Genomic DNA, 21,415 nt, shown 5'->3' on the forward strand with positions numbered 1-21,415 from the left:
ACCCTCGATAGCCGAAAGCGCTTCGTGCGCAACACCGTTGCGTTCCGCGCGGCTACGGGATGGGAGCCCCGGCCTCCAGGAAGAACAGGCCCGCGATGGTTGCGTCCCTGTGCATGGACACTCGGAACTCGCCGGGCTTTCGCTCCATGCTCGAGGGCACGCTCACAACGATGAGATCGCCCCGGGTGACATCTTGCTGATCCCCGTGCGACTGGTAGTGGCCGAACTCCTTTTGATACGCCGTCCAGCTCGACGCGAGATTGCCCGAGGACAGCTTCTTCTTCATCGCGTCGTCGAAATGGGAGGTGGCCGCAGTGAAGTCGGCACGCACGATGGCATCCAAGGTTTGCAGGGCGAGCTGGTCGTACTGATTCGCGGCAGGCGTTGTGGTCGGGGACGCCACCTCTTCGTGCGTATGCGTGTTCGACCCGCAAGCGCTCACCAGCGTCAGCGCGGCTATGACCAGCACGGCAAATGTGATCAAACGGTACCTGACACCACGCGTGGTGGCCTTGTTGGATCTCGTGACCATGGCTGCTCCAGGTTGGCTCGGAAATTCACATCGGTGACCGTCCGAATCAGGGCACAGCATTCCTCAGCGATCCGCGCCCGGCCAATTCAGCACGGGGAAATCTCCAGCAACCTTCGAAATAAAGTTGGTGGCGGACCGATTAATTCGTCCGGCCAGGCCGGTCAACATTTTCGGCAGACCCATGACCACTTCGAGGAGATCTTGATGACCCCGACTTCCACCACCACCCACAGCCTGGACGTGCCCGGGGCGCGACTGCACTACGAGGTGCGCGGAACCGGACCACTGGTCGTCTTGGTCGGCGCCCCGATGGATGCGGCCGCCTTCGCGCCACTGGCGGAACTGCTCGCCACCGACCGCACCGTGCTCACCACCGACCCCCGCGGCCATCAGGGCAGCGTGCTCGACGACCCGGAGCAGGACTCGACACCGCAGCTGCGCGCCGACGACCTGGCCTGCCTCATCACCCACCTCGGCATCGGCCCCGCGGTGGTATTCGGCTCCAGCGGCGGCGCTGTGAGTGCATTGGCCCTGGTCCAATCCCAGCCGGACCTGGTCACCACCGTGATCGCGCACGAACCGCCGCTGGGTGAACTCCTGGACGACCGCGACCAGGTACGCGCCGGAACCGAAGACGTGATCGCCACGTACCGCAGCGGCGATGTGCTCGGGGCGTGGCGCAAGTTCATGGCCAACGCGAACATCATGATGCCCGAACCGGTGCTACAGCAGGTGTTCGGCGGTGAACGCGACCCGCGCCAGATGGCCAGCGAGCGCTACTGGTTCGATCACGAGCTGCGCGGCACCACTACATGGGAGCCGAATATCGCTGTGCTGCAATCGACTCCGGCCCGCATCGTAATCGGCATCGGCTCCGAATCGACCGGCCAACACTGCGATCGCACGTCGCGGGCACTCGGCGAAGCCATCGGGGTGACTGCGACCGTATTCCCCGGCGGACACACCGGATTCGTCGAGGATCCAACCGGTTTCGCCGTCCGGTTGCGTGCGGTCCTCGGCGGTGCCGCTTAGGACGGCCGCACCGCATCTCTCGCGCACAGTGATGCTTCCACGCCGAGACCATGTCTCACGTCTCGGACCGGGCAAGCTAAACAGCCAGTGTCGGTGACGCCGGGGCGGGCTGGGGAGGAGGTTCGTAGGTCCGCCATGCCTCAGCCAAGCGGCGTGCGGCCTCGCGCAGGCTGTCGGGATCGGCGACAAAACTGATCCGGACGTAATCGATGCTGCCGCCGGAGGCGTCGAGACCGGCGCCGGGCAGGATCGCGACGCCGTGTCGCAGGGCCCGCTGGGCGAACGAGGTGCCATCCCCGCGGGATAGCCGGATCCACAGTGTCTGGCCGCCGGACACCGGGGGGACCTCCCATTCCGGCAGTCGCTCGCTCAGCTCGGTCACCAGAACGTCGTGGCTTTCCTTGCGCTGCTGCGTGATTCGTTCGCGCAACCGGTCGAGGTCACGAAGCAGCCAGGCGGCGGCCAACTGCGCTGGGATGTTGCCGCCGAGATCGTGCACGGCGCGCAGCCGGGCCAACCGGGCGATGACCGGGATCGGTGCACGCACCCAGCCGACACGCAGTCCGCCCCAGACGACCTTGCTGAGCGAACCGATGGATATCACGGACTCGTCCAGGGCTGCCAGCGGCGGTGGTGGCGGATCGGTGCCCGGAAATCCGAGATCAGTCAGCACCTCGTCGTCGATCAGCGGCACCCCGGCCGTTCTCGCCGACTCGACCAGTCTCCGCCGGGCCAGCGCGGGAAGCACCGCGCCCGTGGGGTTCTGGTAGGTCGCCACGACGTACGCGAGCGCCGCCGGGGTCACCGCGCCGAGGCCCACCGGACCTGTCTGCGGCATCGCCGCGACCTCGCGAAACGCTTCCAGCGCACCAGGATACGTCGGTGTCTCGACCAGTACGCGATCGCCGGACCGCAGCAGTGCGCGGGCGAGCAGCGACAGCGCGTGCTGCCCGCCACCGGTGACGAGAATCTGTTCCGGATCGGTCGGCACACCGCGTGCCCGGTATCGGTCGGCGATCGCGTTGCGCAACAGCGGATGTCCGGTCGGCCGATAACCTATATCGCCCGAGACCGCAGCGAGGTCGGGCACGATGTGCCGATACGCCTGGGCCACCTCGGGCGGCGGTGCCGCAGGGGCGGCGCAGGCGAGCGCGATGACATCGGCGTCCGGTTCGAGCAACTGCAGGAAGGCCGGAGAATGGGTGGTCTCGCGCGACGGAGCTGCTGCGGGTCCCGCGACCCGGGTGCCGCTACCCTGCCGGCGCACCACCCGGCCCTCCACGGCGAGCAGGTCATAGGCCGCCACGACCGTACTGCGCCCGACCGCAAGTACTTTCGCGAGCACGCGGTCGGGCGGCAACGGCATCCCCGGCCGCAGCTCACCGTCATCGATCAGCGTCCGCAATCGCCCGGCCAACAACAAATAGAGCGGCCCGCGGTCGGCCGACCAGCGGCCGAGCCGGTCGGCAAGTTCGATTGGCTTCATAGGCAAACCAATTCTGCCCGATTGGCTCTAGGGGCGCGACCCTGCCGTCGCGAGGATGAAGTCATGAGCAAGATCTCCATCACCGATGTCATCGACGACCTGCCCGGGCCATGGCAGCCGCGGGACCTGGCCATGGCCAACGACGCAGTGGTGCGCATCGCCCGCTTCCACGGCGCGTTCCCTTGGCACCACCACGACGAGGACGAGCTGTTTCTGTGCTGGAACGGCACCTTCCGCATCGAATTGCGGGACCGTGAGCCGGTGACGCTCGGTCCCGGTGAGATTTTCGTCGTTCCGCGCGGAGTCGAGCATCGACCGGTGGCCGAGGAACCGGCCCACGGGATCATGATCGAACGGCCCGAAACCGAACAGTACGGCAACTGAGCACGATCGGAGCCGGACGGAAGCTCATCCGGCTCCGAGCACGGTCCGGGGCCGGCCCCCGGCACCTCGCCCCGATCGTGAGAGCAGCGAAATGCTCATGGCAGGGTGAAGGGATGAGTCGTGGCGTGTTGGTGACGGGGGCTTCGCGGGGGATCGGGCGGGCGGTTGCGGTGGCATTCGCCGAGAACGGCGACCGGGTGGCGGTGCATTACTCCTCCAGCCGCGCCGATGCCGAGGAGACGTTGCGACGGTTACCGGGTGACGGGCATGTCCTCGTCGAAGGCGATATCGGTTCGCCGGAAGCGGCCGAAGCGATCGTCGCGGCGGCGGTCGTGGGACTCGGGACCGTGCACGTGCTGGTCAACAATGCGGCAGTGAACCTTCCGCATCCCCTCGCGAAAACCTCGTACGCGGACTGGCAGCAGGTGTGGCGCAAGACCATGGACGTCAACCTTTTCGGCACGGCCAATGTCTCTTACTGCGCCGCCCGTCACATGATCGATAACGAGGTCCCCGGTCGCATCATCAATCTCGGCTCCCGCGGCGCATTTCGCGGTGAACCCGACTATCCCGCCTACGGTGCCACGAAGGCAGCCGTCCACGCCCTCGGCCAATCGCTCGCGGTGTATTTGGCCCCCTACGGAATTGCGGTCGCCTCGGTGGCACCGGGCTTCGTCGCAACCGAACGCGTCGCGTCCCGCGTCACCGACGAGGTCCGCGCTCAGAGCCCCTTCGACCGCGTCGCCCAACCCGAGGAAATCGCCTCCGCCGTCTGCTATCTCGCCTCGCCGGAAGCAACATGGAGCTCCGGCGCGGTACTGAACGTCAACGGAGCCTCATACCTACACTGAACCGCTAGGGGGACACGTGACACAGCAGCTACCGCCCTGGCCGGGCACGCCACCGACCTGCGGGCCGATCATCCTGCGGAAGTACACCGAAGCCGACACCCACCTCGCGATCGAGATGGGTGCGGACCCGTACATCCCGTTGATCGGGAGCTTGCCTGCATTCCCGACCGCCACCGAGGCACTGGACTGGGTGGACCGTCAACACGCAGGCACACCGATGGAATCGGTTTCTCCTTCGCCATAGCCGACGCCGAAACCGGCAACGCTGTCGGCGGGATCGGCCTCTGGCTGCAAAACCTGGCGAAAGGCCGAGCAGCAGCGGGCTATTCGGTCTCTCCGGCCCGCCGCGGCCGCGGATTCGCCGGTGCCGCACTACAAGCCCTGACAACTTTCGCCTGGACCATCCCCGCTCTGCACCGCATCGAGCTCTATATCGAGCCATGGAACACCGGCTCGATCCGCGTCGCGGAATCCGGTGGATACCTCCGCGAAGGCCTGCTGCACAGCTACCAGGAGATCGGCGGCACCCGACGCGACATGCTCCTCTACGCCATCACGCGCAACACGGCACACCCTGAAACACGACACCGCCGCACTCGAACGGAGTGCGGCGGTGTCGCGAGGGACTCAGCGGACGAAAGTTGATGCGCGGTCGGACAAGTCGAGCAGCATTTGCGGGATGATGCCGAGCAGTACGGTGGCGCCCGCGGTGAATGCGACGACTGTGGTGGTGAGGAATGGTGCCGCGACGGTCGGGGCGTCGGTGGGTGGGTCGGTGAAGAACATCAGGACGATGACGCGGATGTAGAAGAAGGCGGCGATGGCGCTCGAGATGACACCGACGATCACCAGGTAGGTGGTGCCGCCGGAGGCGGCGGCCTGGAAGACCGCGAACTTGGCGACGAAGCCGCCGGTGAGCGGCAGGCCCGCGAACGAGAGCAGGAACAGGGCGAAAACCGTTGCCAGCCAGGGGGAGCGGCGGCCGAGGCCAGCCCACTGGGACATCGCGGTGGCCTCGTCACCGTCGGCATCGCGGACCAAACTGACGACCGCGAACGCACCGAGCGTGCCAAGGCCGTATGCCAACAGATAGAACAGGATGGCCGAGGTACCAGCCTCGTTCGCCGCGGCGAGACCGGTCAGGATGAATCCGGCATGCGCGACCGAGGAGTAGGCGAGCATGCGTTTGACGTCGGTCTGGGTGATCGCCATGACCGCGCCGATCACCATGGTCGCGATGGCAATGGCGGCGAGCACCGGACGCCAGTCGTCACGCAGACCGGGCACGGCGATCTGTAGCACACGCAGCAGCGCACCGACAGCGGCGATCTTCGTCGCCGCGGCCATGAATCCGGTAACCGAACTGGGCGCGCCCTGATACACGTCCGGCACCCAGGACTGGAACGGCACCGCGCCTATCTTGAACAGCAGCCCCACCGCCAGCATCGCTACCCCGAGTAACGCCAGGGTGGTGTTCTGCGGATGCTGGGTTATCGCATCGGCGATCCCACCGAGTTTGACCGTCCCGGCCTGCCCGTACAGCAGCGCGACGCCGTAGAGGAAGAACGCGGACGAAAACGCCCCGAGCAGAAAGTATTTCAGCCCCGCTTCCTGCGAGAGCAACCGCTTGCGCCGAGCCAGCCCACACAGCAGATACAGCGGCAGCGACAACACCTCCAACGCCACGAACATGGTCAGCAGATCATTCGACGCCGGAAACAGCAGCAGCCCGCCGATCGCGAGCATGGTCAGCGGGAACACCTCGGTGGTCGCGACACCCGCACGGACCGCGGCCATTTCACCCGCACTACCGGGCACCGCGGAGGCCTGCGGGGTGAAAGCGTCCACGCCGCCACCGATGGCGGCCGCGGCTATGCTCCACGTCCCGGGACCGGAACGCACCTGCGGACGCGGCTCCGCGCCGCGTTCGGCCATGAACAACAGCGCCAGAATCGACACGACCAGAATCGTGCCCTGCAGGAACAGCGTCACACCGTCGATCGCCACCGCACCGACCATCGCGGTCGCCTCGGTCCCGGACAACCGCAGCACCGCGACCAGCGCCGCGACCAACCCGGCCAGCCCGAGCGGCACCTGGATGCCATACCGGTGACGGCGCGGCGCGAACGCCTCGACGAGCACCCCGACCACCGCCACGCCGAACACGATCAGCATCGGCGACAACTTGGCGTATTCGATGCTCGGCGCGGGCGTACTTGCCGCGAGCAGACTGCTCATTTGTGGGCACCTCCGTGATCGGCCCCCGCTGCGGGGATCGCGGGCGTCTTCGGCGCGGGATCGTGGACGCCGATGGTGGTGAGCGTCTGACCCACCGCGGGATTGATGAAGTCCAGCACCGGTTTCGGGTAGATGCCGAGGAACAACAGCGCCGCGATCAACGGCACCACCACCGCCAACTCGCGCGGCACCAGATCATAGAGCCGCTCGTTGCCCTCCTTGACCGGCCCGGTCATCATCCGCTGATACATCCACAGCACATACAGCGCGGCCAATACCAGCGCACCGGTCGCGATCACCGCCGCGAATCCGTACCGGCTGAATGTGCCGAGCAGCACCAGGAATTCGCTGATGAACGGTGCCAGGCCCGGCAGTGAAAGAGTGGCGAGACCGGCGATGAAGAAGGTGCCCGCCAGCACCGGCGCCACCTTTTGCACCCCGCCATAGGCGGCGATGGTCCGAGTTCCCCTGCGCGACACCAGGAATCCCGCGATCAGGAACAGCGCCGCGGTCGAGATGCCGTGATTGACCATGTACAGCGTGGCCCCGGTCTGCCCCTGACTGGTCATCGCGAAGATGCCGAGAATGATGAATCCGAAGTGCGAGATCGAGGTATAGGCGATCAGCCGCATCACATCGGTCTGTCCGATGGCCAGTAGCGCGCCGTAGATGATGCCGATCACCGCGAGCGTGATCACCAGGGGCGCATAGGTTCCCGAGGCATCCGGGAACAGCAGCAGGCAGTAGCGCAACATGCCGAAGGTGCCGACCTTATCGACCACCGCCATCATCAACACCGCACTCGACGGCGTCGCCGCCACCGCCGCATCCGGCAGCCAGGTGTGCAACGGCCACAGCGGCGCCTTCACCGCGAAGGCGAACATGAACCCGAGGAACAGCGCATTCAGCACCGCCGGACCGGCGCCGAGCTGTCCGGCATTGGCCGCCGCCACCACGGTGCGGAAATCGAAGGTCCCCGACGATCCGGATCCGAGGCCCTGCCGCGCGGTCAGCACATACAACCCGATCACCGCGGCCAACATGATCAGACCGCCGAACAGGTTGTACAGCAGGAATTTCACTGCCGCCCGCGAGCGCTGCTGACGATGCGCCAGATCGGCACTGCGCGGCCCGAATCCGCCGATGAGGAAGTACATCGGAACGAGCATCGCCTCGAAGAACACGTAGAACAGCAGAATGTCGAGCGAGACAAAGGAAATCAGCACCATCGCCTCGACGAGCAACGTCAACGCGACATAGGTGTGCGACACCCGACGCCCGCTGCCGACCTCGCGCTCATCGTTCCACCCGGCCAGGATCAGCAGCGGTACCAGTGCCGCGGTGAGCAACACCAGCACCACCGCGATCCCGTCCAGCCCGAGCGTGTAACCCGCGCCGAAGGCCGGAATCCACTCGTGCGATTCGACGAACTGATATTGGGCCCCACCGGGTTCGAAGCGCACAGCCAATACGATGCCGAGCACCAGCACCGCCAATGCGACAACGAATGCCAGCCCGCGCGCCAGGGTGCGCTGCGACGCGGGCAACAGCAGCACCACCACCGCGCCGACGACGGGCAACAACCACAGCGTGGTCAACCAGGGATAGTCACTCACCAGAGCCTCACTGCCAGCAGGGCTGCGGCCACCAGGGCCGCGCCGGTGAACATGGACAGGGCATACGACCGCACGAAGCCGGACTGCACCTTCCGGATCCGCCCGGACAGTCCGCCGATCAGTGCGGCCGTCCCGTTGACGATGCCGTCGATGCCGCGATTGTCGAGGAAGACCAGCGACCGGGTCAGATACGCACCGGGACGCATGAACACGCCCTCGTTGAACGCGTCGCCGTAGAGATCCTTGCGGGCCGCGATGGTCAGCGACGACACGGCTTCCGGTGCGGTCTCGGGAATCTCACGCTGCGCGAACTGGTTGTAGGCGAAGCCGATTCCGACGGCGACCACGAGCAGCGCCAAGGCGGTCACCACTCCCGCGGGCACGACCTCCTCGCCGTGATGCGCGCCGACCACAGGTTCGAGCCAGTTCTGCAGCGACGACCCGAAGACGAACAGCCCACCCGCTGCCACCGAACCGATCGCGAGCAGAATCATCGGGCCGGTCATCACCGCGGGTGCCTCGTGCGGATGGGTATCCGGCTTCCAGCGTCGCTCGCCGAAGAACGTCATCATCATCACGCGCGTCATATAGAACGCGGTCAGCCCGGCACCGAACAGCGTCACCGCACCCAGAGCCAAACCGCTTGCGCCGCCTTGGTTGAACGCCGCCTCGATGATCCGATCCTTGGAGAAGAATCCGGCGAACGGCGGCACTCCGATGATCGCCAGATAGCCGAGCCCGAAGGTGACGTAGGTGACCGGCAAAAGTTTGCGCAGTCCACCGTAGCGGCGCATATCGGTCTCGTCGTCCATCGCGTGCATGACCGATCCGGCCCCGAGGAACAGCCCGGCCTTGAAGAAGCCGTGGGTGAGCAGATGCATGATGGCGATCGCGTATCCGGCCGGGCCGAGGCCTGCGGCCAGCACCATGTAACCGATCTGGCTCATGGTGGACGCCGCAAGTGCCTTCTTGATGTCGTCCTTCGCACAACCGACGATGGCACCGAACAGCAGTGTCACCGCGCCGACCAGCACCACACCGAGCCGCGCATCGGGCGCGAGGTCGAAGATCGGCCCGGAGCGCGCGATCAGATACACACCCGCCGTCACCATGGTGGCCGCGTGGATGAGCGCGGAGACCGGCGTCGGGCCCTCCATGGCGTCACCGAGCCAGGACTGCAGCGGCACCTGGGCGGACTTACCGCACGCGGCGAGCAGCAGCAACAACCCGATCGCGGTGAGCGTGCCCTCGCCCGCCTGCGGCGCGGTCGCGAACACCGAGCCGAAGTCGATCGAGCCGAAGGTCGCGAACATGGTGAACATGGCGATGGCCAGCCCCATATCACCGACCCGGTTGACCACGAACGCTTTCTTGGCCGCGGTCGCCGCGGTCGGCTTGTGGTACCAGAAACCGATCAGCAGATAGGAGGCAAGACCGACGCCTTCCCAGCCGAGGTACAGGACCAGGTAGTTGTCCGCCAGCACCAGCAGCAGCATTGCCGCCAGGAACAGATTCAGGTAGGCGAAGAACCGCCGCCGTCCCGGATCGTGGTTCATATAGCCGACGGAGTAGATGTGGATCAGCGATCCGACACCGGTTATCAGCAGCGCGAAACACACCGACAGCTGGTCCAATTGGAGGCTGAAGTCCACCTGCAACCCGTCGACCGGCACCCAGCTGAAAAAATCCTTGTGGATTGCGCGGGCGGCATCATCACGGTCGAGCATGTGGAAGAAGGCGACGACGGCGAAGCCGAACGAGGCCAGCGCGGTGGCACAGCCGAGCAGATGCCCCCACTTATCGCTGTAGCGCCCGATCAGCAGCAGCACGACGGCGCCGGCCAGCGGCAGTGCGGGCAGCACCCAGAGCGTTGCGGTATCCACGTCAGAACTTCAGCAGGTTGGCGTCGTCGACCGAGGTCGAACGGCGGACGCGGAAGATGGTCATGATGATGGCCAGTCCGACGACGACTTCGGCCGCGGCCACCACCATGGTGAAGAACGCGAACACCTGACCGTCCAGATTCGAATGCAGCCTGGCGAAGGTGACGAAGGTGAGATTGACCGCATTGAGCATCAGTTCGATGCACATGAACACCACAATGGCGTTGCGCCGCAGCAGCACACCGGCCGCGCCGATGGTGAACAGCAGGGCGGACAGGAACAGGTAGTTCTCAGGATTCACCGCTTGCCTTCCTCGTCTGCCTCGCGGGCGGGGGTTTCGGGCTCCTCGACCTCCGTGGCGAAGGTCGGGGTTGTACCGACCGAGATGACCGCCGCCTCGGTGAGCGCCCTGGTGCGGCGATGCCGCAGGATGGTGCTGACCGACAGTTCCTCGAAGGTTCCGTCCGGCAGCCGCGCCGGAATGTCGACCGCGTTGTGCCGGGCGTACACACCGGGGGTCGGCAGTGGGGTGGCGCGATCGGAGGGCCTGGCCGGGTCGTACTCGGTGCGGAAGCGGCGGCGCGAGAGCTCCCGCTGATCCAGGCGCGGCCCGAAATTCTCCCGGTGCGCCAGGATCATCGCGCCGATGGTGGCGGTGATCAGCAGTGCGCCGGTGAGTTCGAAGGCCCACACATAGCGGACGAAGATCAGCTCGGCGAGTTGGCCGATCACGTCTTGATATGCGAATCCCTTTGCCGGATAGGTGATTCCGGAGTTACGAATGCCGTTGGCGATTCCGCTGATCAGAAGCAGCCCGAAGCCGAGTCCGACCGCGGCGGCCGAGAGCCGCTGCCCGCGCAGCGTTTCCCCGAGCGATTCGGGGGAGTCGACGCCGACCAGCATGAGCACGAACAGGAACAGCATCATGACCGCGCCGGTGTAGACGACGATCTGCACGACACCGAGGAACAGCGCGTCCTGGGCCATATAGAAGGTGGCGAGCACGATCATGGTGGCCGCCAGGCAGATCGCCGAATGTACGGCCTTGCCCGCGAATACCATGCCGAGCGCGCCGATGACGGCGAGCGGACCGAGGATCCAGAATTGGACGGTCTCGCCGACGGAGGTGTGGGTCAGTGGCTCGGCGGCCAGGATCAATTCGGTCACCGCACGCCTCCTTCCGCGCCCGCGGCGGCGGGCTCCCTGGATTCCGGACCGCTGTCACCGCCGGGGACGTTGCCGCGGTAGTAATCGCCTTCCGTCGCACCGGGATACATGGCGTGCGGCGGTGCGGTCATACCCGGCTGCAACGGAGCCAGCAGCCGATCCTTCTCGTAGATCAGATCGGCGCGATTGTCATCGGCCATCTCGTACTCGTTGGTCATGGTCAGCGCCCTGGTCGGGCATGCCTCGATGCACAATCCGCAGCCGATGCAGCGCAGATAGTTGATCTGGTAGACCTGCCCGTAGCGTTCGCCGGGCGAAAAACGTTCGGTGTCGGTGTTATCCGCGCCCTCGACGTAGATCGCGTCCGCGGGGCAGGCCCATGCGCACAGCTCGCAGCCGATGCACTTCTCCAGACCATCCGGATGCCGATTGAGCTGGTGGCGGCCGTGATAGCGGGGCGCGGTCGGCACCTTCTGCTCCGGATAGGACTCGGTATTGGGCTTCTTGAACATGGTCAGGAAGGTCACCGCGAAGCCCATCAATGGTTCCAGCAGTCCCGCCTTGGGTTCCGGACGCCGCGTCGACGGATCCGGCAGCGGTGGCGTCGGGAAGCCAAGGAAGACCGCGCTGCCCGATTCCGTCGAGGCAGGTTCCTCGACCGTCGGCGGCGCGCTCTGTTTGCGTCCGGCCCGCAGGAACATCAGCACGATCAGTCCGGAGATGATGATTCCGCTGATCACCAGCAACGGCGTCTGGATCTCGTAGCCCTCGTTCTGCAGCACCCGGGCGGTGGCGACCAGCATCACCCACAGCAGCGAAGTCGGAATCAGCAGCTTCCAGCCGAGATTCATGAACTGGTCGTAACGCAGGCGGGGCAGGGTGCCGCGCAACCAGATGAACACGAACAGGAACGTCCACATCTTGGCGATGAACCACAGCGCGGGCCACCAGCCCGAATTCGCGCCGTCCCAGAGGTTGATCGGGAACGGTGCGTGCCAGCCGCCGAGGAACAGCGTGGTCGCGAGCGCGGAAACCGTTGCCATGTTGATGTATTCGGCCATCATGAACATGGCGAATTTAAGCGAGGAGTATTCGGTGTGGAAGCCACCGACCAACTCCCCCTCGGCCTCGGGCAGGTCGAACGGCGCCCGGTTGGTCTCACCGACCATCGAAACGCAGTAGATCAGGAACGACGGCAACAGCAGGAAGACATACCAGGTGCCCTCCTGCGCCTTCACGATGCCGGAGGTGGCCATGGTGCCGCCGAGCAGGAACACCGTCGCGAAGCACAGCGCCATCGCGATCTCGTAGGAGATCACCTGAGCGGTCGAGCGCAACCCGCCCAGCAGCGGATATGTCGAACCCGACGACCAACCCGCCAGTACGATGCCGTACACGCCGATCGAGGTGATGGCCAGGATGTAGAGCACCGCCACCGGCAGATCGGTGAGCTGCAACGCGGTCCGGTGGCCGAGGATCGACACCTCCGGCCCGATCGGGATGACCGCGAACGCCATGAACGCGGGCACCACCGAAATGACCGGCGCCAGAATAAAAATCGGCTTGTCGACGATGGCCGGGACGATATCTTCCTTCAGCGCCATCTTCACGCCGTCGGCGACGGCCTGCAGCGTGCCCTTGGGCCCGACCCGGTTCGGGCCGACGCGCATCTGCATCCAGGCCACGATCTTGCGCTCCAGATACACCGCCATCATCGGCGTAAGCAGCAGGAAGGCGAAGATCGCCAGGGATTTCCCGATGACGAGCCACAGCGGGTCATGGCCGAAGAGAGAGAGATCACTCATGGCGGTGTTCCTTCATCCTCTCGTCGGCGCGGTACAGCTGCACCACACCGCCCGGCTGGGTGGCGAGCTGTTCGTTGACCGAGCAGCCCGGTGAGTTCAGCGGCAGCCACACCACCCGATCTGGCAGATCGGTGATCAGCAGTGGCAGCGTGACGGTGCCGTGCTCGGTGGCGACGATGATCGGATCGTCGTCGGCGGCACCGAGTTCCGCGGCGGTGGCGGGGGACAGCCGCACCACCGGTGGCCGCGCGACACCCGCGAGATTCGGCTCGCCGTCCTGCATGCGGCCTTGATCCAGCAGCATCCGCCACCCGGACAGGATGGCCGTGCCGGGATTGGGTTGGGTCACCGGATGCGGCCGATGCGCGGGCGCGGGCACCGGCGGACCGTCCCAGGCGCCGAGTTCGGCGAGTTCGGCGCGCGCGGATTCGGTATCGGGGAGGCCGAGCGCCACCGTCATCTCGGTCGCGATGGCCTGCAGCACTCGCTGATCCGAGAGCGGCGCGGGTTCGCGGCGCACCATCGAATCGCCGAGTGCCGCATCGAATTGCCGCGGCCTGCCCTCCCAGGTGCGGAAGGTGCCGGATTTCTGCATTGCCGAGGCCACCGGGAAGACGACATCAGCGCGTTCGGTGACCGCGCTGTGCCGCAACTCCAGACTGACCACGAAGCGGGCGGCGTCGATGGCCTCGAGCGCCGCCTTGGGGTCCGGGAGGTCGGCGATCTCGATGCCACCTATGACCAGTGCACCCAAGGTCGGCGCGGCCTCCAGAATGGCGCCGGTATCGCGACCGGCGGTCACCGGCAATTCCGCGACATTCCAGATCGTGCGAACCTCTTGGCGCGCACGGGGATCCACGACCGGTCGACCACCGGGCAGCAGACCGGGCAGCGCACCCGCCTCGACCGCACCGCGCTCACCGGCCCGCCGCGGCACCCAGGCCAAGGCCGCGCCGGTTTCGTCGGCAAGCCGTACCGCTGCCGACAGTGCGCCAGAGATTCCGGCCATTCGCTCACCGACCAGCACCACCGCACCCGGCTGACGCAACAGCTGTGCGGCTGTTGCCAAAGCGGCGGCGTCCGTCTCGCCGGTGCGTATGGCATCGAGCAGATGTGGCTCGGCTCCGGGCACGGCTTGCAACAGCGTGCCCGACATCCGATCCAGTCCTCGCGAGGAGTAAGCGGCGATCGAGAAGATCGGCAGACCGCGCTTGCGTGCCGCCTTGCGCAGCCGCAGGTAGATGATCGGCGACTCCTCTTCCGGCTCCAATCCGGCCAGCAGTACGACCGGCGCGGTCTCCAGGGCGTCGTAGTCGACGGTGACACCCTGTCCGGCGATACGGGCGGCCAGGAAGTCCGCCTCTTCGGCCGAATGCACTCGGGCGCGGAAATCGATGTCATTGGTGCCCAAGGCAACTCGGGCGAATTTGGCGTAGGCGTAGGCATCTTCCTCGGTGACGCGACCGCCGACCAGTACGCCCGCACTGCCGAAGGCCGATGCCAGACCCTCGGCTGCGGCGGCCAATGCCTCGGACCAGGACGCGGGGGCGAGGTTGCCGTCCCAGCCGCGCACCAGCGGTGTGGTGAGCCGGTCGCGTTCGGTCGCGTAGGTGAATGCCCATCGGCCCTTGTCGCAGTTCCACTCCTCGTTGACCTGTGGATCGTCACCCGCCAAGCGTCGCAACACTTTTCCGCGCCGATGGTCGGTGCGCTGTGCGCAGCCCGATGCGCAGTGCTCGCAGACGCTCGGGCTGGAGACCAGATCGAACGGACGGGCCCGGAACCGGTAGCTGGTGCCGGTGAGCGCACCCACCGGGCAGATCTGCACAGTATTGCCGGAGAAGTAGGAGTCGAACGGTTCGGCCTGTGCGGTGCCGACCTGTTCGAGCGCACCGCGATCCATGAGTTCGATGAACGGATCCCCGGCGACCTGCTGCGAGAAGCGGGTGCAGCGGGCGCACAGCACGCAGCGTTCCCGGTCCAGCAGTACGGCCGTGGACAGCGGAATCGGCTTGGGGTAGGTGCGTTTCACGCCGTCGAACCGGGTTTCGGGCCGACCACTCGACATCGCCTGGTTCTGCAGCGGGCATTCACCGCCCTTATCGCAGACCGGACAGTCGAGGGGGTGATTGATGAGCAATAGCTCCATCACCCCCTCCTGGGCCTTGGCGGTGGGCGGTGAGGTCAGCTGGGTGCGCACGATCATGCCGTCGGCGACGGCCATGGTGCACGACGCGACCGGCTTGCGCTGCCCCCCCACCTCGACCAGACACTGGCGGCACGCGCCGACCGGGTCCAGCAGCGGGTGGTCGCAGAAGCGCGGGATCTGGATGCCGATGAGTTCGGCGGCCCGGATCAGCAGGGTGCCCGCGGGCACACTCACCTGCGTGTCATCGATGGTGACGGTGACCAGGTCAGCGGGTACGAGCCCGCTGGTATTGGTATTCACAGTGGCAGGCCCACCCGTCACCCGGCCGCCACCCCTCACGGAATCGCTACGCGATGCTGTGCTCATTTCACTCCTTCGGCCCAGGCGGTGGATCGCGCGGGATCGAACGGGCAGCCGTCGAGCCGCAGATGGTCGACGTATTCCTCGCGGAAGTACTTCAGCGAGGAGATGATCGGGCTGGCCGCACCGTCGCCGAGTGCGCAGAACGATTTGCCGTTGATGGTGTCGCTGATATCGAGGAGCTTCTCCAGATCCGATTCGGTGCCCCGACCCGCCTCGATCCGCTTCAGCAGTTGGACGAGCCAGTAGGTGCCTTCGCGGCAGGGCGTGCATTTGCCACAGGATTCGTGGGCATAGAACTCGGTCCAGCGCAGCACCGCACGCACTACACAGGTGGTGTCGTCGAAGATCTGCAATGCCTTGGTGCCCAACATGGATCCCGCTCCGGCGACACCCTCGTAGTCCAGTGGCACGTCGAGGTGCTGGTCGGTGAACAGCGGCGTCGACGAACCGCCCGGCGTCCAGAACTTCACCTGATGTCCGGCGCGCACGCCGCCGGCATAGCCGAGCAGTTCGCGCAGCGTAATGCCCAGCGGCGCTTCGTATTGCCCCGGCCGGGCGACGTGCCCCGACAGCGAGTACAGCGTGAAACCCGGGGACTTCTCACTGCCCATGGACCGGAACCAGGCCGTGCCGTTCAGGATGATCGGCGGCACGCTCGCAATGGATTCCACATTGTTGACCACCGTCGGGCAGGCATACAGACCCGCGACGGCCGGGAACGGTGGCCGCAGTCGCGGCTGGCCGCGCCGGCCCTCCAGCGAATCCAGCAGCGCGGTTTCCTCGCCGCAGATGTAGGCACCGGCGCCGGCGTGCACGATGAGTTCCAGGTCGTAGCCGGAGCCGAGAATGTTCTTCCCGAGGAATCCGGCCGCGTACGCCTGCGCGACCGCGGCCTGCAGCCGCCGCAGCACCGGTACGACCTCACCGCGCACATAGATGAACGCGTGTGCCGCCCGAATCGCATACGCCGCGATGATGACGCCCTCGATGAGGGTGTGCGGAGTGGCCAGCATGAGCGGAATGTCTTTGCAGGTACCGGGTTCCGACTCGTCGGCATTGACTACGAGATAGTGCGGTTTGGTGACGCCGTCCGGGCCCGTGCCCTGCGGGATGAAGCTCCATTTCATCCCGGTCGGGAAGCCCGCGCCGCCGCGGCCGCGCAGTCCGGCGTCCTTGATGGTCTGGATGACCTGATCGGGCTCCATCCGCAAGGCCTTGCGCAACGCCTGATAGCCGTCGTGGCGGCGGTAATGCTCGATGGTCCACGACTGCGGGTCGTCCCAATGCCGGGTGAGTACGGGAGTCAGTGTCATCAGACGCCTTCCGAATTCGGTTCCGGCGCTTGCATATTCTGTTCCTGCGCAACTCGCAGACCGGCCAGCGTCGCCTCGCCCGCCGCACCGTCGAGCACCCCGGGGCGCTCGTCCGGGAAGCCCGCGAGGATGCGCGCGGTCTGCTTGAACGTGCACAGCGGCGCACCGCGCGTCGGTGTCACCTGCTCGCCGCGGCGCAGCGAATCCACCAGTGCAGCAGCCGATTCCGGAGTCTGGTTATCGAAGAACTCCCAATTGACCATCACCACCGGCGCGAAATCGCAGGCCGCATTGCATTCGATGTGCTCGAGGGTGATCGAACCGTCCGCCGAGGTCTGGCCGTGCCCGATGCCGAGTCGGCGCTGCAGGGTTTCCAGAATTGCATCGCCGCCCATCACCGCGCAGAGCGTGTTGGTGCAGACACCGACGTGATAGTCGCCGGTGGGGGTGCGCCGGTACATCGAATAGAAGGTCGCCACCGCGGTGACCTCCGCGCCGGTCAGGCCCAGCTGTTCGGCACAGAATTCGATGCCGGTTCCGGTGACGCAGCCCTCCTCGGCCTGCACCAGATGCAGCAGCGGCAGTAGCGCCGAGCGCGGCTCCGGATAACGGGCGATGATCTCCTTGGCATCGAGTTCGAGTCGCTCGCGCACATACGCCGCGAACGGCTGCGGCCGGGTGGACAGCTTCAGAAGGATCTCGGTCATCGGTCAACTCCGCCCATCACCGGGTCGATGCTGGCGACGGAGGCGATGACGTCGGCAACCATCCCGCCCTCGCACATCGCCGCTACCGCTTGCAGATTCGTGAACGAGGGGTCGCGATAGTGCACCCGATACGGGCGGGTGCCGCCGTCGCTGACCATGTGCACACCGAGTTCGCCACGCGGCGACTCCACCGCCACATACACCTGTCCCGCCGGAACCCGGATGCCCTCGGTGACGAGTTTGAAGTGGTGGATGAGTCCCTCCATGGACGTACCCATGATGCGGCCGATGTGCTTGGGGGAGTTGCCGAGTCCGTCCGGACCCAGCTGCAGGTCCGCGGGCCAGGCGAGCTTCTTGTCGTCCACCATCACCGGGCCGGGCCGCAGTTTGCCCAGGCACTGCTCGACGATCTTGAGCGACTCCTTCATCTCGGCGACCCGAATCCAGTAGCGGCCGTAGCAATCACAGCCGGTGGTGGTGGGCACCTCGAATTCGTAGTTCTCGTAACCGCAGTACGGCGCGGCCTTGCGCAGATCGTGCGGCAGACCGGTCGAACGCAGAACCGGACCGGTGATGCCGAGGGCCATGCAGCCCGCGAGATCCAGGTAGCCGATGTTCTGGGTGCGTGCCTTCCAGATCGGATTCTGGGTGAGCAGATGATCCATATCGCGCAGCCGCTTGGGCAAAAGCTTCAGCAGCTCACGGACTTTGGTGACGCCGTCGTCGGGCAGATCCTGGGCCAGACCGCCGGGCCGGATGTACGCGTGATTCATGCGCAGGCCGGTGATGGTCTCGAAGACATCCAGAATCAGCTCGCGTTCCCGGAAACCGAACAGCATCGGGGTCAGAGCGCCCAACTCCATACCACCGGTCGCCAGCGCGACCAGATGGGAGGAGATCCGATTGAGCTCCATGAGCATGACGCGAACGATGGTGGCGCGCTCGGGAATCTGGTCCTCGATATCGAGCAGCCGCTCGACGCCGAGGCAGTACGCGGTCTCGTTGAAGAACGGTGACAGATAGTCCATCCGGGTGACGAAGGTGGTGCCCTGCGCCCAGTTCCGGAATTCGAGATTCTTCTCGATGCCGGTGTGCAGATAGCCGATGCCGCAGCGGGCCTCGGTGACCGTCTCGCCTTCGATTTCCAGGATCAGCCGCAGTACGCCGTGCGTGGACGGATGCTGCGGACCCATATTGACGACGATGCGTTCTTCACCCGCGCTGTCGAGGGTTTCGGTGACCGCGTCCCAGTCCTGGCCCGCCACCGTGACCACAGCGGGTTCGGGCCCGGTGTCGTTGTGGACGCCGGGCCGGGTGTTGATGTCGTTCATTACTTGTACGCCCTCCGCTCGTCGGGCGGCGGGATGCGCGCGCCCTTGTACTCGACCGGGATCCCGCCGAGCGGGTAGTCCTTGCGCTGGGGGTGGCCACGCCAGTCGTCGGGCATGGTGATGCGCGTCAGCGAGGGGTGGCCGTCGAAGATGATGCCGAAGAAGTCGTAGGTTTCCCGCTCATGCCAGTCGTTGGTCGGATACACGCTGAACAGCGACGGAATATGCGGGTCGGCGTCCGGTGCGGAGACCTCGACGCGCAGGCGCCGATTGTGGGTGATGGACATGAGGTGATAGACCGCGTGCAATTCGCGGCCGGCGTCGTCCGGGTAGTGCACGCCGTTGACACCGAGGCAGAGCTCGAAACGCAGTGCGGCATAGTCGCGTAATGCCTTGGCGACCGTCACCAGATGTTCGCGCCGCACGTGCAGGGTGAGTTCGCCGCGGAAGACGACCACCTTCTCGATGACGGTCTCCCAGCGGGTGCCGACCGCGCCGAGCGCGGCATGCAATTCGGTGACGACCTCGTCGAAGTAGCCGCCGTAAGGGGCCGGGGTGCTGCCGGGCAGTGTCACCGGACGGACCAGGCGGCCGTAACCGGAGGTGTCGCCGGAGCCGGTGACACCGAACATGCCGTGGCGCACGCCGATCACCTCGGCCGACGGCGAATCCGGTTCCGGCGGTGTGCCTTCCGGGCCCGCGGTGGCCGCGGCGTCGACGAACTCCTGCGGTGTCCTGGTTTCGGTATTTTCGGGGGAGTCGAAGGTCATTTCAGCAGACCCTCCATCCGGATGGTCGGCGTGGACGCCAGCGCCGCCGCTTCGGCGGCACGGATGGCCTCCTCGCGGTTGACGCCGAGCGGCATCTGCTGGATCTTCGCGTGCAGTGTCAGGATCGCGTTCAACAGCATCTCCGGGCGCGGCGGGCAGCCGGGCAGATAGATATCGACCGGCACCACATGGTCCACGCCCTGCACGATGGCGTAGTTGTTGAACATGCCGCCCGAGGACGCGCAAACGCCCATGGCCAGCACCCATTTCGGTTCGGTCATCTGGTCGTATACCTGACGCAGCACCGGCGCCATCTTCTGGCTGACCCGGCCCGCGACGATCATCAGATCGGCCTGCCGGGGTGAGGCGCGGAACGCCTCCATTCCGAAGCGGGCGATATCGAAACGTCCTGCGCCGGTGGCCATCATCTCGATGGCGCAGCAGGCCAGCCCGAAGGTGGCCGGCCACAGCGAGCCCTTGCGCAGATATCCGGCGAAATCTTCGACCGTGCTCAGCAGAAAGCCGCTGGGCAGTTTTTCCTCGAGACCCATATTCGACTAACTCTCACTTCCACTGTGCGTACGGCCCGACGGGGCGAAATGCCTTGTGGGCCAGTGCGTATGGGCGATCAGTCCCAGCTGAGACCGCCGCGGCGCCATTCGTAGGCGTAGGCCACCGAGACGTTGAAGATGAACAGCGCCATCGCGGCGAGACCGAAGAGACCGAGCGCATCGAAGTGGACAGCCCACGGGTAGAGGAACACGATCTCGATATCGAAGATGATGAACAGCATGGCGGTGAGGTAATACTTCACCGGAAAGCGTTGTCCGGTAACGCTTCCCGGCCCACCCGCGACGGCGTGCGGTGTCGGTTCGATGCCGCACTCGTAGGCTTCCTGTTTGGCCCGGTTGTAACGCTTGGGGCCGATGAGGGCCGAGAGGATGACGGAGAACACCGCGAACGCGGCGGCGACCGCGCCGAGGACCAGAGTGGGCATCTCGATATTCACGACTGCACTTCCCCTCCTTGCGAGCTGTAGCTGGCGGTTGGGCGTCATGTCTCCCGACGGCGCCGGGGATGTGATGGTCGGCGTCGGAATCACGACGGCAGCTTCCGAGGCGGGCTGACGTCGTTGTCCGCCTCGGTCAGACTCGCCTCATGGCCTGCTCGCACCGCGCGGGTCTGTCATATCGAGGCCCGCGCTCATGTGAGCTACGGCACAGCCTACAACCGACGCGACGGTTCGACCGTTTATTCGATTGGGGTCTTTGATCGAAAACGGGACTGCTATTTATGACTGAATCGGGGGTAATCCGACCCGTCGGATCGCTAAGTGATAGCGCTGTCACGTGACATCAGAGTGTCCGCGAGTCCTCGGGGCGCGGGCACGATGTGACGATTATCGAGGTCAGGCAGCGGTGCGGTTGCGCAGCACCGTGACGACGGCCTCGGTGAGCCGGATCGGATCGATCGGGTGGGCCACGGCGGCCTCGGCGCGCGACCAGTTCGCGAGCCAGGCATCGTCGGGGCGACCGGTGAGCACCAGAACCGGTGGGCACTGGGAGATCTCATCCTTGAGCTGTTTGGCAATACCGAGCCCGCCCGCCGGGGCGGACTCGCCGTCCAGGATGGCCAGATCGATACCGCCCGCATCCATCTGCTCGATGACCACGGGCGCGGTCGCCACCTCGAGGTATTCGAAGGCGGGCAGCTCAGGGTGCGGGTGTATGCCCAGTGCCAGCATTACCTGGCGCCGGGTATCGGCGTCGTTGCTGTAGACCAGGACCC

At 65.9% G+C, this 21,415-nt stretch carries 21 protein-coding genes; 5 read left to right on the plus strand and 16 right to left on the minus strand.

Features of this window, described 5'->3' with window-relative positions; genetic code table 11:
* Window positions 1–52 precede the first annotated feature (52 nt).
* Window positions 53–532 carry a DUF3887 domain-containing protein gene (locus ACIBW7_RS33765; RefSeq protein WP_397053491.1) on the minus strand — a complete coding sequence of 160 codons (480 nt, stop codon included), beginning with the start codon at window positions 530–532 and terminating at the stop codon, window positions 53–55.
* Between the two features lie 204 nt (window positions 533–736).
* Here ACIBW7_RS33765 and ACIBW7_RS33770 point away from each other — a divergent pair, with 204 nt between their 5' ends.
* Window positions 737–1,564 carry an alpha/beta fold hydrolase gene (locus ACIBW7_RS33770; RefSeq protein ID WP_397053493.1) on the plus strand — a complete coding sequence of 276 codons (828 nt, stop codon included), beginning with the start codon at window positions 737–739 and terminating at the stop codon, window positions 1,562–1,564.
* Window positions 1,565–1,640: 76 nt separating this feature from the next.
* Here the strand turns inward: ACIBW7_RS33770 and ACIBW7_RS33775 are convergent, their stop codons facing one another.
* A complete protein-coding gene (locus tag ACIBW7_RS33775) occupies window positions 1,641–3,050 on the minus strand; it encodes a PLP-dependent aminotransferase family protein (RefSeq protein ID WP_397053494.1) in 1,410 nt (469 codons plus the stop codon).
* 63 nt (window positions 3,051–3,113) lie between these two features.
* Here ACIBW7_RS33775 and ACIBW7_RS33780 point away from each other — a divergent pair, with 63 nt between their 5' ends.
* From ACIBW7_RS33780 to ACIBW7_RS33795, 4 genes are all read left to right on the plus strand, one after another.
* Window positions 3,114–3,434 (plus strand): cupin domain-containing protein, encoded by a 321-nt coding sequence (locus tag ACIBW7_RS33780; RefSeq protein WP_397053496.1) that lies wholly within the window; start codon window positions 3,114–3,116, stop codon window positions 3,432–3,434.
* A gap of 113 nt (window positions 3,435–3,547) precedes the next feature.
* Window positions 3,548–4,285 carry an SDR family NAD(P)-dependent oxidoreductase gene (locus ACIBW7_RS33785; RefSeq protein ID WP_397053498.1) on the plus strand — a complete coding sequence of 246 codons (738 nt, stop codon included), beginning with the start codon at window positions 3,548–3,550 and terminating at the stop codon, window positions 4,283–4,285.
* Between the two features lie 16 nt (window positions 4,286–4,301).
* Complete coding sequence (locus ACIBW7_RS33790) at window positions 4,302–4,529, plus strand: hypothetical protein (RefSeq protein WP_397053500.1); 228 nt, start codon at window positions 4,302–4,304, stop codon at window positions 4,527–4,529.
* Window positions 4,526–4,930 carry a GNAT family N-acetyltransferase gene (locus ACIBW7_RS33795; protein ID WP_397053586.1) on the plus strand — a complete coding sequence of 135 codons (405 nt, stop codon included), beginning with the start codon at window positions 4,526–4,528 and terminating at the stop codon, window positions 4,928–4,930. Before ACIBW7_RS33790 ends, ACIBW7_RS33795 begins: the two co-directional genes overlap by 4 nt.
* Here the strand turns inward: ACIBW7_RS33795 and nuoN are convergent.
* The 14 genes from nuoN to ACIBW7_RS33865 all read right to left on the minus strand — a co-directional run bounded on the left by nuoN (window position 4,913) and on the right by ACIBW7_RS33865 (window position 21,371).
* The gene (gene nuoN / locus ACIBW7_RS33800) at window positions 4,913–6,523 is read right to left on the minus strand and encodes an NADH-quinone oxidoreductase subunit NuoN (RefSeq protein ID WP_397053502.1); all 1,611 of its coding nucleotides are present in this window, start codon (window positions 6,521–6,523) and stop codon (window positions 4,913–4,915) included. The two genes, ACIBW7_RS33795 and nuoN, sit on opposite strands and share 18 nt — an antisense overlap.
* On the minus strand, window positions 6,520–8,139 hold the full coding sequence (locus ACIBW7_RS33805) for an NADH-quinone oxidoreductase subunit M (RefSeq protein ID WP_397053504.1): 1,620 nt from the start codon (window positions 8,137–8,139) through the stop codon (window positions 6,520–6,522). Before ACIBW7_RS33805 ends, nuoN begins: the two co-directional genes overlap by 4 nt.
* A complete protein-coding gene (gene nuoL / locus ACIBW7_RS33810; RefSeq protein WP_397053506.1) occupies window positions 8,136–10,022 on the minus strand; it encodes an NADH-quinone oxidoreductase subunit L in 1,887 nt (628 codons plus the stop codon). Before nuoL ends, ACIBW7_RS33805 begins: the two co-directional genes overlap by 4 nt.
* Before the next feature lies 1 nt (window position 10,023).
* Window positions 10,024–10,323, minus strand: coding sequence for an NADH-quinone oxidoreductase subunit NuoK (gene nuoK, locus ACIBW7_RS33815; protein ID WP_397053508.1), 300 nt, complete (start codon window positions 10,321–10,323; stop codon window positions 10,024–10,026).
* Entirely contained in the window at window positions 10,320–11,189 is an 870-nt protein-coding gene (locus tag ACIBW7_RS33820; protein ID WP_397053510.1) for an NADH-quinone oxidoreductase subunit J, read from the minus strand. Before ACIBW7_RS33820 ends, nuoK begins: the two co-directional genes overlap by 4 nt.
* The gene (nuoH, locus tag ACIBW7_RS33825; protein ID WP_397053512.1) at window positions 11,186–12,994 is read right to left on the minus strand and encodes an NADH-quinone oxidoreductase subunit NuoH; all 1,809 of its coding nucleotides are present in this window, start codon (window positions 12,992–12,994) and stop codon (window positions 11,186–11,188) included. The genes ACIBW7_RS33820 and nuoH overlap by 4 nt, the downstream gene beginning before the upstream one ends.
* A complete protein-coding gene (locus tag ACIBW7_RS33830) occupies window positions 12,987–15,509 on the minus strand; it encodes an NADH-quinone oxidoreductase subunit G (protein WP_397053514.1) in 2,523 nt (840 codons plus the stop codon). Before ACIBW7_RS33830 ends, nuoH begins: the two co-directional genes overlap by 8 nt.
* On the minus strand, window positions 15,506–16,819 hold the full coding sequence (gene nuoF / locus ACIBW7_RS33835) for an NADH-quinone oxidoreductase subunit NuoF (RefSeq protein ID WP_397053516.1): 1,314 nt from the start codon (window positions 16,817–16,819) through the stop codon (window positions 15,506–15,508). The genes ACIBW7_RS33830 and nuoF overlap by 4 nt, the downstream gene beginning before the upstream one ends.
* On the minus strand, window positions 16,819–17,526 hold the full coding sequence (nuoE, locus tag ACIBW7_RS33840; RefSeq protein WP_397053518.1) for an NADH-quinone oxidoreductase subunit NuoE: 708 nt from the start codon (window positions 17,524–17,526) through the stop codon (window positions 16,819–16,821). Before nuoE ends, nuoF begins: the two co-directional genes overlap by 1 nt.
* Complete coding sequence (locus tag ACIBW7_RS33845; protein WP_397053520.1) at window positions 17,523–18,857, minus strand: NADH-quinone oxidoreductase subunit D; 1,335 nt, start codon at window positions 18,855–18,857, stop codon at window positions 17,523–17,525. The genes nuoE and ACIBW7_RS33845 overlap by 4 nt, the downstream gene beginning before the upstream one ends.
* The gene (locus tag ACIBW7_RS33850; RefSeq protein WP_397053522.1) at window positions 18,857–19,627 is read right to left on the minus strand and encodes an NADH-quinone oxidoreductase subunit C; all 771 of its coding nucleotides are present in this window, start codon (window positions 19,625–19,627) and stop codon (window positions 18,857–18,859) included. Before ACIBW7_RS33850 ends, ACIBW7_RS33845 begins: the two co-directional genes overlap by 1 nt.
* Complete coding sequence (locus ACIBW7_RS33855) at window positions 19,624–20,178, minus strand: NuoB/complex I 20 kDa subunit family protein (RefSeq protein WP_397053524.1); 555 nt, start codon at window positions 20,176–20,178, stop codon at window positions 19,624–19,626. Before ACIBW7_RS33855 ends, ACIBW7_RS33850 begins: the two co-directional genes overlap by 4 nt.
* A 77-nt stretch (window positions 20,179–20,255) precedes the next feature.
* On the minus strand, window positions 20,256–20,624 hold the full coding sequence (locus tag ACIBW7_RS33860) for an NADH-quinone oxidoreductase subunit A (RefSeq protein WP_396957051.1): 369 nt from the start codon (window positions 20,622–20,624) through the stop codon (window positions 20,256–20,258).
* A 411-nt stretch (window positions 20,625–21,035) separates the two neighbouring features.
* Complete coding sequence (locus ACIBW7_RS33865) at window positions 21,036–21,371, minus strand: hypothetical protein (RefSeq protein ID WP_397053588.1); 336 nt, start codon at window positions 21,369–21,371, stop codon at window positions 21,036–21,038.
* Between the last annotated feature and the right edge of the window lie 44 nt (window positions 21,372–21,415).

Origin of the sequence: Nocardia sp. NPDC049526 (assembly GCF_044465765.1) — a bacterium.
In the GTDB taxonomy this organism is placed as follows: domain Bacteria; phylum Actinomycetota; class Actinomycetes; order Mycobacteriales; family Mycobacteriaceae; genus Nocardia.